14 protein-coding genes and 1 riboswitch are annotated in these 16,829 nt (G+C 45.1%); of the genes, 1 reads left to right on the top strand and 13 read right to left on the bottom strand.

Features of this window, described 5'->3' with window-relative positions; translation table 11 throughout:
• Window positions 1-111 precede the first annotated feature (111 nt).
• From ribB to R7040_RS20835, 11 genes are all read right to left on the bottom strand, one after another.
• Window positions 112-768 carry a 3,4-dihydroxy-2-butanone-4-phosphate synthase gene (gene ribB, locus R7040_RS20885; RefSeq protein WP_005385579.1) on the bottom strand — a complete coding sequence of 219 codons (657 nt, stop codon included), beginning with the start codon at window positions 766-768 and terminating at the stop codon, window positions 112-114.
• Between the two features lie 113 nt (window positions 769-881).
• Window positions 882-1,022: riboswitch (FMN riboswitch) on the bottom strand.
• A gap of 104 nt (window positions 1,023-1,126) precedes the next feature.
• Window positions 1,127-1,744, bottom strand: coding sequence for a hypothetical protein (locus R7040_RS20880; protein ID WP_064354868.1), 618 nt, complete (start codon window positions 1,742-1,744; stop codon window positions 1,127-1,129).
• Between the two features lie 116 nt (window positions 1,745-1,860).
• Complete coding sequence (locus tag R7040_RS20875; RefSeq protein WP_318081548.1) at window positions 1,861-3,714, bottom strand: MFS transporter; 1,854 nt, start codon at window positions 3,712-3,714, stop codon at window positions 1,861-1,863.
• Window positions 3,715-3,860: 146 nt separating this feature from the next.
• Entirely contained in the window at window positions 3,861-4,619 is a 759-nt protein-coding gene (locus tag R7040_RS20870; RefSeq protein ID WP_064354867.1) for a helix-turn-helix domain-containing protein, read from the bottom strand.
• The gene (locus R7040_RS20865) at window positions 4,620-5,258 is read right to left on the bottom strand and encodes an HD domain-containing protein (RefSeq protein ID WP_017819864.1); all 639 of its coding nucleotides are present in this window, start codon (window positions 5,256-5,258) and stop codon (window positions 4,620-4,622) included. It lies immediately after the preceding gene.
• A gap of 248 nt (window positions 5,259-5,506) precedes the next feature.
• Entirely contained in the window at window positions 5,507-6,784 is a 1,278-nt protein-coding gene (locus R7040_RS20860; protein ID WP_064354866.1) for a cytosine deaminase, read from the bottom strand.
• Window positions 6,785-6,793: 9 nt separating this feature from the next.
• Window positions 6,794-8,032 (bottom strand): cytosine permease, encoded by a 1,239-nt coding sequence (gene codB, locus R7040_RS20855; protein WP_064354865.1) that lies wholly within the window; start codon window positions 8,030-8,032, stop codon window positions 6,794-6,796.
• 805 nt (window positions 8,033-8,837) lie between these two features.
• Window positions 8,838-10,184 (bottom strand): magnesium transporter, encoded by a 1,347-nt coding sequence (locus R7040_RS20850; protein WP_318096957.1) that lies wholly within the window; start codon window positions 10,182-10,184, stop codon window positions 8,838-8,840.
• Window positions 10,185-10,296: 112 nt separating this feature from the next.
• Window positions 10,297-11,619, bottom strand: coding sequence for an ABC1 kinase family protein (locus tag R7040_RS20845; RefSeq protein ID WP_064354864.1), 1,323 nt, complete (start codon window positions 11,617-11,619; stop codon window positions 10,297-10,299).
• Between the two features lie 101 nt (window positions 11,620-11,720).
• Window positions 11,721-12,944, bottom strand: coding sequence for an HlyD family secretion protein (locus R7040_RS20840; protein WP_318096955.1), 1,224 nt, complete (start codon window positions 12,942-12,944; stop codon window positions 11,721-11,723).
• The gene (locus R7040_RS20835; RefSeq protein WP_017635162.1) at window positions 12,944-13,270 is read right to left on the bottom strand and encodes an MFS transporter; all 327 of its coding nucleotides are present in this window, start codon (window positions 13,268-13,270) and stop codon (window positions 12,944-12,946) included. The genes R7040_RS20840 and R7040_RS20835 overlap by 1 nt, the downstream gene beginning before the upstream one ends.
• A 107-nt stretch (window positions 13,271-13,377) precedes the next feature.
• Between R7040_RS20835 and R7040_RS20830 the strand changes: the two genes are divergently transcribed.
• Complete coding sequence (locus R7040_RS20830) at window positions 13,378-14,379, top strand: AraC family transcriptional regulator (RefSeq protein WP_053304538.1); 1,002 nt, start codon at window positions 13,378-13,380, stop codon at window positions 14,377-14,379.
• Between the two features lie 91 nt (window positions 14,380-14,470).
• Here R7040_RS20830 and R7040_RS20825 read toward each other — a convergent pair whose 3' ends face one another.
• Entirely contained in the window at window positions 14,471-15,160 is a 690-nt protein-coding gene (locus R7040_RS20825; RefSeq protein ID WP_031778833.1) for a hypothetical protein, read from the bottom strand.
• A gap of 12 nt (window positions 15,161-15,172) precedes the next feature.
• Window positions 15,173-16,714 carry a hypothetical protein gene (locus tag R7040_RS20820; RefSeq protein WP_031777160.1) on the bottom strand — a complete coding sequence of 514 codons (1,542 nt, stop codon included), beginning with the start codon at window positions 16,712-16,714 and terminating at the stop codon, window positions 15,173-15,175.
• Between the last annotated feature and the right edge of the window lie 115 nt (window positions 16,715-16,829).

Genomic DNA, 16,829 nt, shown 5'->3' with positions numbered 1-16,829 from the left:
TAATCAAATGAGGCCTCATACGGCTTTAAAATACAAAACGCCCGATGAAGTACATCGAGCGTTTTAGTTAAAAAGTGTCAACCCATATCAGGACGGGTCACTGAGATCTGACTATGCCAGTTTCAACTCGAACTGGTTCAGGTACATTACCATATCTTCAATCGTCAGTACCGGCATGTTGTGGAGGCGACCGAATGCTACGATCTCCGGTGCCTTTGCCATCGTGCCATCTGGATTGGTCACTTCACACAGTACGCCAGCGGGTTGAAGCCCTGCCATTTGCATCAGATCAATCGTACCTTCTGTGTGACCACGGCGAGTCATTACACCACCTGGACGTGCGCGCAGAGGGAATACGTGACCCGGGCGAGCAAGATCTTCCGGTTTTGCGTGCGGGTTTGCCGCCGTTTTAATGGTCGTTACGCGGTCTGCTGCTGAAACACCCGTTGTTACACCAACTTTCGCTTCAATAGAAACCGTAAATGCGGTTTGGTTTGCGCTGTTGTTGTTTACCACCATTGGAGGCAGTTCCAGTTTGTCTGCTTGAACATCTGTTAAGCACAAACAAACGATGCCGCTACATTCGCGGATCATCAATGCCATTTGCTCGTTAGTGAGGTGCTCGACTGAATAAATGATATCGCCTTCGTTTTCGCGATCTTCATCATCAAGAAGCAGTACGCCACGGCCTTCTTTTAAAGCGATAAGTGCGTTTTCAACGCGAGTAATTGGGTCGCCGAATTCGGCAAGTAGTGATGACTGATTCATGGTTAACTCCTAAATTTCACCAGAATCAGGGCGGTATGAGAGATCGCCGTAAAATACGATCAAAAAGAAGTGCACCAGCATTCTTAGCAATCTGACTCGCTATGCTGGTGTATTCTTATTCTCTTTCATCCGGACTATAACCGTCGGCTCTGGCATCTCACCAGATCTGCTGACCTCGACGAATCGAGCGCTCGCGGGCTCACTTGAAAAAGTATACCGCCGGTGGGGAATTTCGCCCCGCCCTGAGAACAATTAAAAATGTACCACTTCATCCAAGTTGTGAAGAAGTGGAGCTAGGATAGTACTGCGAACTGAATAGCTTGGAAAGTCGATTCCATCTGTATGATGGAAAAGTGTGCTATCGACGGAAATAATCTGTGTGAATAAAGTGATCAATCTGCTGCGGCACGAAGGTGTTGTAAATCAGGCTCGTATGCGTTTGCTTCACTTCGATATGATCTTGCATACCGTCCAGTCTTGTCTCTTCTACGGTAACCGTACCGTCCGACATGGTGTTGTCATTACGGATCAACAATGGGCGAGCGCCAATCGGCATCGTTCCTGCGATACTGCCGAGTTTTTGAGGGAAATCCCAAGCGTCATCATGTTTGTTTAATCCGTGGTGTGGCGAATTGCCTAAAATTGCACCCAATCCGAGATCTTGAATTCGACCTACAATGGACGCGCCTTTCAGAGGCGAACCGATAGCGACAACATGAGAGATTAAGTTAGTGCTCGGTTTTCTGTTGGCGAGATAGCGCTTAATCATCAAGCCTCCCAAGCTGTGTCCCACGAGGACGTTTGTGGTCAGTGGATTAAGCGAATGATCAATAGAATCAAACAGTGAAGACTCATCGATAGCAACAGTGTTATAGCTGAGTACTTGCGTTTCGTATCCGAGTTTTCTCAGCTTTTGGCTAAGAGGCTGCATGACCAGCCCATGCATATAAAGACCATGTAAGATGATGATTTTCATAATACCTCCTAGATTTATGACGTCGTAATATCCTACTCTAATTGACAAGAAACTACTTGTGCTTTGTGGTGCATATTTACGTTTTGCTGCAAAGTTTGACTGCTGTAGCAAGCGACTCAGCCCAGTAAATCCTGTACTTGTTGTTGCAATTGATGACGATTTAAAGACGCAGGACTTAACACTTCACCGATTACAACATCCACTTTTGACCAAAAACGAGTCGGTCGTTTTGTGAGAGCATGTCCGCCTTTGTGGCTGAAAAAAGAACCCCAAAGCCCTTTTAACGCCATAGGGATGACAGGAACAGGGTTACGTTCAAGGATTTTTTCCACACCAGGGCGAAACTCACCCAATTGACCGTTAGACGTTAAACGACCCTCAGGGAAGATACAGACAACCTCACCGTCGTTAAGTGCTTGTTCAATCTGTTCAAATGCTCGTCGGTAAGTGTCGGCACACTTACGTGGAGAACAGATCGGGATAACACCGGCATGACGGAATACATATTTAAGAACAGGTAGCTCGCTGATGGACTTGTCCATCACAAAACGAACCGGGCGAGTAGAGGTTCCCATCAAAATCAATGCATCGACATAGCTAACATGGTTAGCCACGATTAACGCAGCACCTTGTTCAGGAATATGTTGGCGCCCCTTTACGGACACACGATACATACAATGGCTGAGTAAATAACTGATAAAGCGTTGTGTAAATTCCGGTACTTGGCGATATACATAGATCGCCACGAAAAAGTTACCTATTGCCATCATGGCAAACAGTTCCACAATAGAAAGCTCTAGTACGCTGAGTACAACGATCGAAACCAAAGCAGACACCACCATAAACAACGCATTCATGATGTTGTTAGCAGCAATGGCACGTGCACACTCCCTTTTGTTTGAACGCGATTGGATGAACGCATAAAGAGGAACAATAAAGACACCGCCGCTTACACCAACAAGGAACAGGTCAATCATGACGCGCAGATGTTTTGATTCAGCAACGAAGCTTTGCACATCATAAAAGTGCACCGGAAGTGATGGATAACTTGGGACTGCCCATAGCAAGTCGACGCCAAAGACTGTCAGACCAAGGATACCGAATGGCAAAATACCAAGCTCAACGTGGTTGAAAGAAAGTTTTTCACACAACCAAGAGCCTGTCGCGATACCAATCGAAAACAATGCCAACAGTAAAGAAACGACAGTGCTATCTGCGAACAAATGTTCGCGTGCGAAGTTAGGGAATTGAGTTAGGTAAGTCGCACCCATGAACCAGAACCAACTGATGGCAAGAATAGACATCCAGATGCCTCTCTGTTTTTTTGCCACTTTTAACGTGTTCTTTAAACCAGAAATCGGTTCAAATTCCGCTTTGTCATTCGATTGGCTAGGCATCGTTGGAATATTCACGCTGCTCATGAACCCAAGCAAAGACAAGGCAATCACGGTACAAGAAGCAATCAAGGTACCATTAGGAATGGCTAGCAGCAGGCCTGCGCTAAGCGTACCTATAAGAATCGAAAGAAACGTGCCCATTTCAACCCAAGCATTTCCTTTAACAAGCTCATTTGGTTTGAGCGCTTGTGGTAACAAGGCGTATTTCACGGGACCAAAATAGGCCGATTGAGTGCCTGTCATAAACAGCAGAACCAGCATCAGCATGGCACTTTGGGTGGCAATAGCGGTTGCTGCGCAAGACATGATAGCCAGCTCGATGAGCTTTAGACGTCGGATTAATTTGGCTTTGTCCATGCTGTCAGCGACGGCACCAGCATGCGCTGAGAATAGAAAGAAAGGTAGGATGAATAAGCCTGCCGCCAAATTAACGAATAGATTGACGGATATTGGTAGGTTATCAATTTGGCTGTATGTCACCATCAATAACAGAACGTTTTTGTAGATGTTGTCATTGAGTGCGCCAAGGCATTGCGTCACAAAGTAAGGAAAAAAGCGTTTTGAGAAAAACATACGGGCCCTGATTAAACAAAGTCGAATGAGATGGGAGCACTTTATGCTCAATGAACGATTAAACCAGCTTTCTCTTTCAAGTGACGTTGTATGCCACCAAAAGTAACGAAATTCGTTACTTTCATTTCCATTCGTTTATTGAGTTACTAATTCCGAGACTTCTGAGCAGGTTTTCTTTCCCATGGTTCAAACAAAGGGAACGTCCAACGACGCATCGCAATAATCAGAGAGGTGCCGTGCTTTTCGTCCATATCGAGAGAGCTATCATTTTGGCAAGCCTGATAAAACTCATCGATGACCTTTTGCAGTTTCTGTTGTAGCTTCTTGTTGCTTGGTACACTGATCAGTCCTGTTGCCATGGAGAACTTTTCATCTTCACCAGAAAAGTAGCTTTGGAAAAAGGCGTCTTGAACTTGCTGTTGGAAGAACCGTTGAATAGGGCCGCCCATCTGCCACTTAAATGTCGGAGATATACGCAAACGAATTTTGTTATTTGGCTGTAAGTCGATGATGTTCAGACGATCCAAATGAGCAAGCTTTTGCACCAGTTCCAACTCATTGAAGGTGTATTGCTGAACGATTTGCTCAAACTGATAGCCATTTACAACACAGATTGCCACGAGTAGCAGGGCTTTATCATCAACCAACTGCTTTTCTTGCTCTAACGTTAGCGACTCTAGACCTTTATTGTGCGCAGCCGCGAGCTTAAACAGTTCCGCCATTTCTAAACCAATCAATTGGCAAATGCGTTCTAAGCGTTCAAGACTAATGTGTTGACCTTCAGCGAGTAAACGTTTGACGCTTCCTTCACTTAAATCAAGGTGTTGTGCAACATCCGCATAATGCAGCCCAGCTAACTTTAGTTGGCGTTTAAGCTCTTTAATTAACGTATAGCTTTCTGACATTTACGCTGTTACCTCGTCGTGTAACTGCTCTAGGTACGTTTGCATAAAGGTTTTGCGTTTTTGCGCTTCGCGTCTTGCTGACTCTGTGTTCATAGTTTCAGCGATTTTGAATAACTTGGTCTGAAAGTGATCCAGAGTGAATTGTTTATCGTTAAGTTCACGTTCTTCGGCAAATATATCGCTGTCGTTGTAAAGTTGCGCGTTAAATTGAGTGCTGACTTGAATGCATCGCGTCACGCCAATTGCGCCTAAAGCGTCCAGACGGTCGGCATCTTGGACGATTTTGGCTTCTAACGTATTTGGCCTGATGTTTGCGCTAAAGCTGTGTGCCTCTATCGCATGAGCAATGGCATCATGATATTGCTGCGGATAATCGATACTCTCTAAAAATGCGACCGCTTTTTTGGCTGCGATGATTGAGCTCTCTTTGCGATTTGGGTGATCTTTCGGGTAAGTAAAGCAATCATGCAAATAGGCAGCCGGTAATACAATCGCGATGTCTGCATTTTCTTCTTTGCAGAGCTGTTTCGCTGTTTTGACCACGCGTTTTACGTGTTTAAGATCATGAGCTGCATCTACTTGCATCTCTTGCTGCATAAATTCCAAAAATTGCGGTTCTATCTGGCTTAATGACGTCATGGTTCATATCTACAACTAAAATGAAGTCAGAAGTATGCCCAACGCTTAGAATAATTTCCAAGTGCGATGGTGTAATTGAGATTCAGCCACCAGAACCTTGTGCAACGTTTGGTACTGAGCCGTTTTATATGGCCTTTCAATGTGTTCAGTGGTTTATGAGACAAGAATAGACAGAGCGAGCAGTGATGTTTACCAGTAGAAAAAAGGTCTGACGATGTCGTCAGGCCTTTTTAGTTTCGCCGATCTTTTTAGCGTTTGAACGTTACTTGCTCTGCTTGTTCAAGATGAATATGAGTTGTTGCAGGCTGTGTTTCTGCAATCACTTTACCGTGACGAACAGAGTAGCGAACCGGCACTTGGCGACGTACTGCGTCAAAACCATTTTCTGCGGGAAGAATCAGTAAACTACCTGGTTTGCCTTCTTCAATGCCGTGCTTATCTTGAATGTTCAGTGTACGTGCTGAATTGGTGCTGATCAGATCCAGTGAGTTGTTGATTTGGTCGTAACCCATCACCTGACACACGTGCAGACCCATATGCAGTACTTGCAGCATGTTTGCAGTGCCTAGTGGGTACCAAGGGTCAAATACATCATCGTGTCCAAAGCAGACGTTGATGTTGGCATTCAGCATCTCTTTCACTCGTGTTACGCCGCGACGTTTTGGGTAATCATCAAAACGTCCTTGTAAGTGAATGTTCACCAATGGATTTGCCACGAAGTTGATACCGGACATGCGTAATAAACGGAACAGGCGAGATGCGTATGCACCGTTGTAGGAACCCATCGCTGTGGTGTGACTGGCCGTGACTTTATTCCCCATATCAAACTTGTGCGCTAATGCTGCCAGTGTTTCAACGAACCGAGATTGTTCGTCATCGATTTCATCACAATGCACGTCGATCAGGCGGTCGTATTTTTTCGCTAACTCGAATACGTAGTGCAGCGATTCAATGCCATATTCGCGTGTGAATTCAAAGTGTGGAATCGCGCCAATCACGTCCGCACCTAATTTGACGGCTTCTTCTAGCAGCTCTTTGCCATTTGGGTAAGAGAGAATTCCTTCCTGCGGGAAGGCGACGATTTGGATATCTACCCATTCTTTCATCTCTTCACGCACTTCTACCATCGCTTTTAGGGCAATTAGGGTAGGGTCTGAAACATCGACGTGGGTACGAACGTGTTGTACGCCGTTTGCTATCTGCCATTTTAAGGTTTGTTTTGCGCGCGCTTTCACGTCTTCAATCGACAGCATTTCTTTGCGCTCAGCCCAACGTTCAATACCCTCAAACAATGTGCCAGAAATGTTCCAGCTTGGCTCACCTGCGGTTTGAGTTGTATCTAAGTGAATGTGTGGCTCGCAGAAAGGCGCAATCGCCATACCGCCTTCAGCATCGATGATGTCACCGTTATGACTAAGCTCCACATCGTTGCTTTCAATGCGCTTGAATTGACCATCTTCAATCAAAATTTGCTGCAGACCTTCTTGTCCTTTTAGCGTTACGTTTTTGATCAGTAGTGTTGTCATGATGGTTCCTTACGCTGGCTGTGTAGCCAGTGCTTTTTTGTTGAGAACAGGATTAAGAATCAGGAAGCTAATTGCGCCGCCAAGTACAGCGTTAATCGGCACTACGCCAGGCAGGAAGTGTCCCGCACCAACGCCAATCACGACAGCGATAATGCCAGCCCAGTTAACGTTTTGGAATTGGGCGGCTTCAAAGTTTGCGTAGCGTTTACGGTTCGTGAAGAAGTCAGCGATGATCACACCGCCAATCGGTGGAATTGCCAAAGATAAGAAGGTCAGCCAGCCAACAAAGTTATTGTAGAGCCAGAGAGCGCAAAGTGTGCCAACAAGACCGTTCGCCATTGAGATGTATTTACTTGGTAAGCCTGTGATGTTGGAAAATCCAAGACCCGATGCGTAGAGCGCGTTGTCGTTGGTCGTCCAGATGTTCAAGCCAAGAACGATGATAGCTGGAATAAGAAGACCTTGCGCGATCATCACTTCAGAGATGTCTGATTGACCCGTCACCGACGCACCTGCCGCGCCAAAGATAAACATTAACGAGTTACCGATGAAAAATGCCACCATGGTGATCATCACGGCGCTGCGCGGCTTTTTACCAAAGCGTACGAAATCCGCCGTTAATGTACCAGCACTGACAAAAGAGCCGACAACCATCGCGAGAGCTATTGAAAAATCGAGTGGCTCGGTTGGTTGAACCTGTTGTAGTTCGCTTATACCGCCAACACTATTTACTGCCTCGATGACAGAGTAGCCGCCAAGTAGCGCAATGGCAGGAACGGCAATTGCTGACAACACCATCAGTGCGGAGATGCCAAAGTAAACGGTCGCGGTCATGAGCAAACCGGAGACGAGGATCAAAGTATTGGTATCGATGCCCGTTGCTTTGTGCACCGGAATCGCAAACATCGCGACACCAACTCCAAACCACCCAACTTGAGTACCGCCAAGAAGAGCAGAAGGAAGCCAAGAGCCTTTAGAACCAAAAGAGAAACGAGCAAGAAGGTGAGTAGAGAGACCAGTAGAAGCGCCGATGTAACCGAGGAAAGAAGTGTAAATACCGAGGATTAGGTTACCGATGAGAACAGCGAGGAAAAAATCATTAAAGGAGAGCCCAGTACCGAGAGAACCCCCAGTCCACATACTTGCGGAGAAAAAAGTGAGTCCTAACATCACCATTGTAAGTGACGCCACGCCTTTTCTGGCCGTGTTAGGAACTGGTCCAAGACTGTAGTTATTGTCTCCAGCCATTATTACCTCCGCACATTGAAATATTAAATTATAGCACCTGATTTTCAGGCAAACGGCGCGTATTATCGTGATGTAAATTTAATAGTCAATGATAAAATTGCAATTTAAACGTTTGCTTTGTTTTTGATGTGTATTTTTTCTTTTAATAACAATGGTTTGATTTTTAAATTCTAAAGGTGGAAATTTTGATTTTACGTATTTTCTATGATTTATAGACAGGTTTTCTATGTGAAATGAATGTTTTGAATTGCTATTTGTTTTTATGGATTAAATTTATCTATAACTCTGGATTGTTCAGTCGATTTCTATGAAAAGAAAACGATTTCATGATGAGGTTTTTGGTTTGGACGTTATTTGTTCTTTTCTTGGGTGTGTTTTCTTGGTTTTATTTTATGTAGGTGATTTATTTTTGTTGAAGCTGGCATTTCTAATGGTTTAGTGGGCGAATATTTGAATTTTATAAACAGTAAACAATCTGTTGTGGGTAAGAAAAGTACAACCGAGCTCGGTCAGAGGATAAGAGGGCAATAGCCACATAAAAAAATAGCCAACCGCAAAGAGTGCGATTGGCTTATATACATGTGAACAAAATCAAGTTCACTAACAACGTCAGTTGGCTAGGTGACCCTCGGCTTAAGAAGGGTCGATTTATATAATGCAGTTACTGTGCCAACTTTAATATGCCCTAAAATACGTAGTTTCTGTGACATGCGTTGCTTAAAGTTTGAGTGTGTTTGCAATTTGCAACTGCGTTATGCAATTTGACTCTATTATGCTAATGATTGATTAATAAACAATGAACCTTTTAAAGCATGACTAAACTCGCCGTTCCTAAAAAGGCGAAAAAACCAACTACATCTGTCACTGTTGTTAGAATCACCGAGCCAGCCAAAGCGGGGTCCAATTTAAACTTATCCAGAATGATGGGAATCAGCACACCAAATAAAGCTGCGGTAATAATATTGACGATAATGGCCAGCGCGATGGTCCCACCTAGAACCGGAGATTGAAACCACAATCCGGCGAGCCCGCCGATGATTAACGCCCAAGCAATGCCGTTCAGAGAGCCAATACCCAACTCATTTTTCAATAGCTTGAAACGGTTACCTGGGGTGATCTGATGAAGCGCCATCGCACGAATCATTAGAGTGAGCGTTTGGCTGCCAGCAATGCCCCCCATGGATGCAACAATTGGCATGAGCACCGCCAAAGCCACCACCTGCGCAATTACATCTTCAAATAGTCCGATAGTGACAGACGCCAAAATCGCAGTAAGCAAATTGATGCCTAACCAAACACCGCGCTTTTGCGAGCTTTTTAATACTGGCGCAAACAAGTCATCGCCTTCATCCATACCTGTACCGGCCATCAAACGTGCTTCGTAGATTTCACGCTGTGTACTCAATGCAAACTGCCAATCGACTTCACCGATCAGTGTTTGGTCTGCATCAGTTACAGGGAGAGCGGGCAGTGTGCTGTGTTCTAATGCCTCTACCGCTTCAGGAAGCATCATTTTACTGTCTAGAACCGTCACAGCCTCAATAACGAGTGTTTTTAAGCGAGTATCGGGGTCACCACGCAAGATATCGAAGTAGTTGACCGTTCCACGATACTGTTTATTACGATTAATCAGATACACCTGTTGAGGCGTGTCGTAGCTATAGCGCTCCATTAACTGCTTAGCTGTCCCAATCGTAATGTTGAAGGGCAGAGTGATGATCTTACGTTCAGCCCAGTGGCCGAGTTCTTCATCAGCATACTCGTTTGCTTGATCGTAAAGTTCCAACTCATCTTTTTCTATCAACGAGAGTGCTTCGTTGATGATCGACTCTGGCAACGAATCGGCCCATTCGATGAGCGATAAGTTGTCGAGTTTAGCGAGAGTGAGTTTTAGCTCGACTTCAGATAACGCGTTGATGATAGAGAAACGTACGTCCGCACGCATTTCCGTTAACACGTCGATATGTAGCTCTAGTGGTAAAGCTCGCCATAAGCGAACACGATCGTCGATTGGAAAGGCTTCTAGAATCAGGGCAACCGCGCCGGGCTCGAGGCCCGCTTCAATAGATTCATTGAGCGTTGCGACTTGATCCGCTTCTTCGGCTTGGCCAATTTGCTGGATTAGAGTGGAGAGATCTTGAAACTTGCTCACCGAGTACCCCGATAGTTAATTCGTTTTATGGAAGTATGGCATGTTATTGAGATGCACAACTATGCATCTTAACCTTGCTCAAGGTACTTGAAAGTAACAGAAAAACAATAGGCTATTCGCTGTTGATGGTGAGATATGGCTGTACCAATTGGCGAATGTTCACTTTTGCGCCAATACGGGCTGCCAGCAAGTACATTCCGCCGATTTTTCTGTGTAAAAATAGGGCATCTGCTGGTGGAGTATGCCAGTATTCTTGCTCCATGCTTAGAATGGTGCCAGCCTCGCGAAGCTTTTGTGCTAAGCCGCTGGCTTTGAAATCATAGGGCTCATCGACCAACATAGGTTCACATGCCATTTTCACTAGATCGAGAATCGCTTGGCGTTGGTCTGGAAGGATGGTTTGGCTGAAGAAGCCTATTTGTTCAAGCGCATCATTCAAGCCTTGTTCGTCATTGTTAACGACAGATGCGAAAGCTTGGCGATAACCAGTGCTGAACCGCTCGCTGTACTCGCGAGTGGCCCCGAAATCTAGCAAGCCGATTTGACGAGTGTTTTCGATATATAAGTAGTTGGCGAAATTTGGATCGGTTTGTACCATCTTAAATTCGAACAGCTCTCGAAACAGTAATTCGAGTAGGCTGTGCATGACAAAATCTCGCGTACTCTGATCATAATGTTCGATTTTCTCAATCGGGCTGCCATCAATGAATTCCATCGCGAGAACGGAGTCTGAGCAACTTTCAGTATGAATCTTGGGCACCACAAAATGAGGGTGCTCCTTCAAAGCGTCATGATAACGAATGGCAAATTGTGCCTCTCGTGCGTAATCGGCCTCGTCATGTAGCTGCTTTTTCGCTTCTTCGAGCAATCCTTTGTAGTCGACAGACTCGGGAATCAACCCAACGACCTTGAGCAGTGTACCGACATTATCGACGTCGCTATCGATACTTTTCCGTATGCCCGGATATTGCACTTTGACGGCTAGGTTATCGCCCGCATCGCTGTAAGCTTGGTGCACTTGTCCTATTGATGCACTGGCGATTGGTTTGAAGTTAAATGACAGAAACTCAGCTTTCCAATTCGTTCCTAGCGAACTTTCCATTACTGCGTTGAGTTGTTTTGCAGGCATTGGGTCTGCGTTGGAACGAAGACGGGAAAGAATATCGGCGAGTTCAGGTTCTAAAACATCACCAGCATCCATTGATAGCATTTGTCCAAGCTTCATTGCAGCGCCACGTAGGTGAGCAAGTTGGTCGGTTAAACGCGCGATGTTCTGTGGCGTCAGCAAGAGGTCTTTCGCTTTTGGTTTGTTGCCTTTGGCTATCTGCTTCGTGCCTTCTGCAATCACATTGCCTGCGACACGGGTAGCAAGTGAAGCGAACTTGCTGAATCTTGAGATGCGATGGGTAGGTAGGCTTCTTTCCTTTACCGACATGAATCTTCTCCGCTATTTACTAACTAATTGTTATACGGGAAAAGGATATGTTTGGATACAAATGAAAAGAAAACCGCCAGCGTAACTGGCGGTTTGCGAGTTTAGATAGAGTAGAAGAAGTACAGTTGAGACTTCATTCGGATGATGATCCCGCGAATCACATCTAAGAAGGCCATGAAGCCTATCGGTTTTTCACCGCTGACCCATGCCAGGCCAACAGAGCCAACAGGGATGTCGTAGCCTTCTGGCTCATCAATCTTAAGACGAACAAAGTGATGTTTGTTTTGTAAGTTCTTGCCGGTTGTCACGCGAATAGAATCATCGAAACCCAGTAGATTACCTTGTGACTCACCTGTTGCTTCAACAATGCCTTCGACGGTCGCTGAGAAGATCTTACCTGGATAAACGGACGAAGAGAATTCCGCTGGCTGACCCGGTTTGATGTTACGAATCGCCTGGTGGTTGACTCGCATCAGCACGTACTTCTCGTTAGTGTACATGTTGATACGCGGCATCATCGATACACGCTGACCTTCACGCAGGATAAAGTTGGTGACAAAGCCATCTGTTGGTGCATGCACTTTGGTGCTGTTCAAATCCCATTGTGCTTTTGCAATTTGCTCTTCCGCTTGACGCAATTCAGCTTGTTTCGTTTCAACCGCTAACTCGGCTTTATGAATCGCCAGTTTTGCACGGGAAATATCGACTTGTTTCTTCTTAATTTGAGACTCAAGGGTTAACACGTTGTGACGTGCCATATCAACCGCACTCGATTGTTTGTCGATGTCGCTTTCCGTGATGGTGTTTTGCACCACTCGGTTTTGCTCAACATAACGATCTAGCATTTTTTTCTGCAATTTGTAGTCAACTTTGGCCGCTTCCAACTGGCTCTTTGATGTTTCTAGATCTTGCACTAGCGCTTCGTGATTAGCTTCTTCAATCTCGATGTCGCCTTTTGCTGTAGCTAATGCAACGCGAGCAGAATCAGCGGATACGTTCGCTTGATTTAATGCGATTTTGTATTGCGTTGGGTCAAGTTCATAAATTAGCTGACCTTCTTTAACTTTCTGATTCGGCTCAATGTAAATGTGGTCAACTTTACCTTTTACATTGGTTGAATCTGGACGCAATTGGATGTGTGGTGACTGCACGACAGAACCGCCGGATAAATCCATCGGGGTGAAGTTAATCAAACCTACCCAGACGAACATTAGCCAACCCAAGCCGCCAAGATAAGCGAACGATTTGGTTGCTTTGTTCCAAGGCATGCCAACCAAACGCAACAGATAGATGAAGAGTGCCCATACCGCTAAACCTTCTAACATTATGCTTCCTCTTTTGGCTGTGTTTCTGTTTGCGGTTTACTTTTCCATGTATCACGCAGATTGATGATGGCTTTTTCCATATCAACAAATGCAAAGATCACGGCTAGCACCCAAACCCAGTGCCAGACAAACCCTATCCAGGTCAGCGCAGTGATGAGCCCTATCTGATGATGGTCTTTGCTGTGTGCTTTATTGATAGGTAATTCATGGATTTTCCAAAAGCCGTAACACGCGCCCGCGACACTCGCGATTAAAACGACAGCAGCGACAACATGTAACGCCGTATCTGCGCCTGTACCGACAAATGGGACACTCAGTAAACTCATTAAACACTCCTCTATCAAACTGTTGGCGTATTGTGATCTGAATTTGATTTGCGGCTTTCTTTGTGACAGATTCAATCACTATAGGATTAAATTTGATGTGATTGGTTATGAAAACGGTTCGGTTTATTCGTGCGATGGGCATTCTAAACATGCATAACCTCGCGTTATCTAAATACAATTTGGACTCGGATGAGTTAGGGATCCCAGCATCGGTGTTTCGCAACCCAATGACACTGATCCCGCTAAAAGCCGTTGCGGAATGGTACCGTTGTGTTGAACAAGCCAGTGGTGACCCGGATGTGGTGTTGAGTCTCAGCCGAGGTATTGAACTGCAAAAGCTAGGGCCAGTGGGACGCTGGTTATTCTCCGGCAATGATTTAGCCAGTACCATTCGGCGAGTGAATTATGGTGTGAGCAACCTACAATCAGGGGCGTTTTTTGCTGGCGAACAGTCGGGTAAAATCATCAAATGGACTTACCACAACCCGTTTATAGAAACGTCAGTAAAGGTGCACGATAGTATCCGCTGTGCGGTATTTATGATTAAGGTGTTACGCGAATTTCTTGGCAAAGATTACCAGCCTTTACGTGTCAAGGTTTCAGGCTCGAGAAAAAATACTGAGCGATACCGGGAATATTTCGGCTGCGAGGTGGAATGGAGTCAGCCAAAAACAGAGATATGGATCCCGGGAGATGACCGACTAGCTTCTCGCCAAGTGAGCCATCGAGAAGACAGCCGTCTAGCGATGAGTTTTTCCGATTTGGATGATTTGCTTAATATGCCCGACCCAGAAGATGAGTTGAAAGTGATTTATGAAGTGGTGAATTACAGCAGCCATTATGGATTGCCAACGTTAGAGCGCGTTTCTTCTCTGCTTGATTTATCTGAACAGCAGTTTCAACGTCGTTTGCATAAATTAGGGCTCAATTTTTCGACGGTTTCTGGCTATGTATTGAGTAATATTGCAGCTGGTTTGTTGAGTAAGCGCGTGAGTATTGATGACATTGCCACGCGCCTTGGTTACACCAATGTGGCGAGCTTCAATCGTATGTTTAAGAAACATCGTGGATTAACGCCCAAGCAGTATACGGGAAGATTAGAGAAGTAGTGCTCCACTTATCTCTATGAGTACAAGCAATAAAAGCCCTCAAAAAAGTAGAGGGCTTTGTTTTTTTGTGTGTTGTTGTTTTATGTAATGGCTATTTTTTAGGGCGCCAACTTAGTGCACTTGCAACAGCGCCGATGGCAATTACATCCTTTTTTTGTTCGCTAAGTTCAGGGAGCATCTGTACCGCAATGGTACCGTTCGTCTGCACTGCGGCAATTTCTTGTGTGCCCTCCTTAAAGCTATAACCCAATGGAATGTCTACCGCCATCATGGCGTCAGGACTAGTATGTACAGTTTCTACATTAAAGTGGGTGCTACCAATACGCACTACGCCTGTCTCTTTTTTTTCAAAGCTGATGTCGATGAGAGCCGATTTTGGCTCCATCGCAAACTCACCGACTTTTTTACCATCTTGAGTAATGTCACAGGTGTAAGGATCATTCCCACCAAAATCGACGCCCATGTAGTTAACCGACATACCGCCTCCGGTGCAGTTCAAAAGCCAAGTTTCTCCGCTGTCGATACGAGTCACTTCTGCGCCCATTGAACCTTCTTTGAAAGAGATACGGTTAAACCAACTTGAGTTAGAAGCACTGCGTGAATACTTGCCTTTGTACTTACCAGCAAAATCAAAATGGCCATCTGCACCGAATCCCCAAAAATCACCGTCGGTTTTGATCAGCATTTCTGGTTGTGCTTTTACGGCATCAGTACGATCCATGACGGCTAGGCCACCACAACCAGCAAGGAGCAAGGGAGCGAATAGAATAAGTTTCTTCATGTTTTTCATTGTTTATAGCTTGGTTACATCTAGGGTTTGGTCGGTGAATTGGATGTTCTGAATGTCGTACAACTCGTCAGTGCCTGTACTCGGGCACTCAACAGAAACGCTCTTTGCTTTGATAACAGTACATTCCGCCAGTTTGTGTGGCACGATATAGGTGTTGATACCGCCTTCACCATAAATGCTGTTGTCTTTGCTGTTGCCTTCAAAAGTATTGTTTTGATCATTACCGATCACATTCATCGCGTCGCCGCCAATGATCTTCACTTTTGTTAGCCACTGAGATTTGTAGGTGTACGCTTCTATCAAACCGTCTTTGTTGGGAGCCATACGGAAGGTAGGTACTGTGCCTGGACTTGTCTTTTCTGTGTAGAGCTTGACGCCCGCAGAGTCGATATTCGCGGTATATTGCAAGTATCCGTGGAATAAGCCACTGATCCAATCAACGGCTTGTGGATCTTGGGTTTGCATTTCTTCACGCGTTAACGCTTGGTAGCCATCTAAACCATGTCCGTTTGCTTTTGCTACACCCATGTAAGCTTCAAAAGCGGCAGCAAAATATTCGTGAGAATATGAAGGGCCCGTTTGTTTCACACTTTCAGGATCGAAGTCGTCCGATTTCCAATCGTCCCAGTCATACTGAGTAGGGCGCCACACCGTCGGTTTGCCCGATTGAATATCGTTATAGATGCTTAACGCATGAGCTTGAATGTCATTTTGCAGTGCCGCAGTCGCCGTGTTAGGTGCAATACCTTGCGCTTGGACCAAGTGTAAAATTTCTTCAAAAGCGGCGTCTCGTTCGGCTTTTTTACCAAGATTGGCGCAGTAATCGGCAAAATTACTCATGTAATGGCAATCGCCTTCAACTGTCAGTTCTCGATACATTAAAGATTGGCTATTCCTTAGCCAGTTTGGTGTTTCTTTACTAGTTACTAATGTTGACGCGATAGATGTGACAAGTGTATCCATATCATCTTCGTTAAGTACCATCATGCTTACAACAAACTTTTCTAGAGAACTAGTATCAAAAGAGTGTGCTAAGCCCGAGCTTGTAACTGCATCGTTCAATTTGCCTTGGCGAATCAGTTCGTTGATAAAGATTTTGGTTAACATCTCATCATTCTGTTCGTCGTTTTCGGTCAGCATTAGTGTGGCATCACGCTCGGCTAATGTCTTAGCGATACGAGACTTGTCAGCACCGTACTTAGAGTCTGGTTGGTTTGTGAGAAGGTGTTGGATGATTTTGGCTGCACGAAAGATTTTTTCATTATTCGCACCGTCATCAACAGCCACAATGTGAAATGTATCGTTGTTGTTTGCTTCGGAAAGGGAGATTTTCACATAGTGGGTGAAGCCCGAATCAGCAGCCACTTTTAACTTGGCCGGAAACTCTGTAGAAACGACAGTTGGGATTGTGACAGTGCTCAATGTTGGCATTGGTGGTGTTGGAGGTGTCGTTGTCGATGGTTTCGAATTAGATTCACTGCCGCCACAAGCAGTTAGACTTATCGCGCAAAATATGGCTAAAGGTGTTAATTTGGAATATCTCATTTCATGTTACTCGTAGACTTTATTAGAGCAGGAAACTTAGAAGCAACATAAAGTCCTGTCTATATAAGCAAACTAAGTCATATATGTTGATATTGTTTTTTGGTAAGACCTATTA

It is taken from the genome of Vibrio sp. 1069, from assembly GCF_033340555.1.
This window is presented reverse-complemented; position numbering and strand designations above follow the sequence as displayed.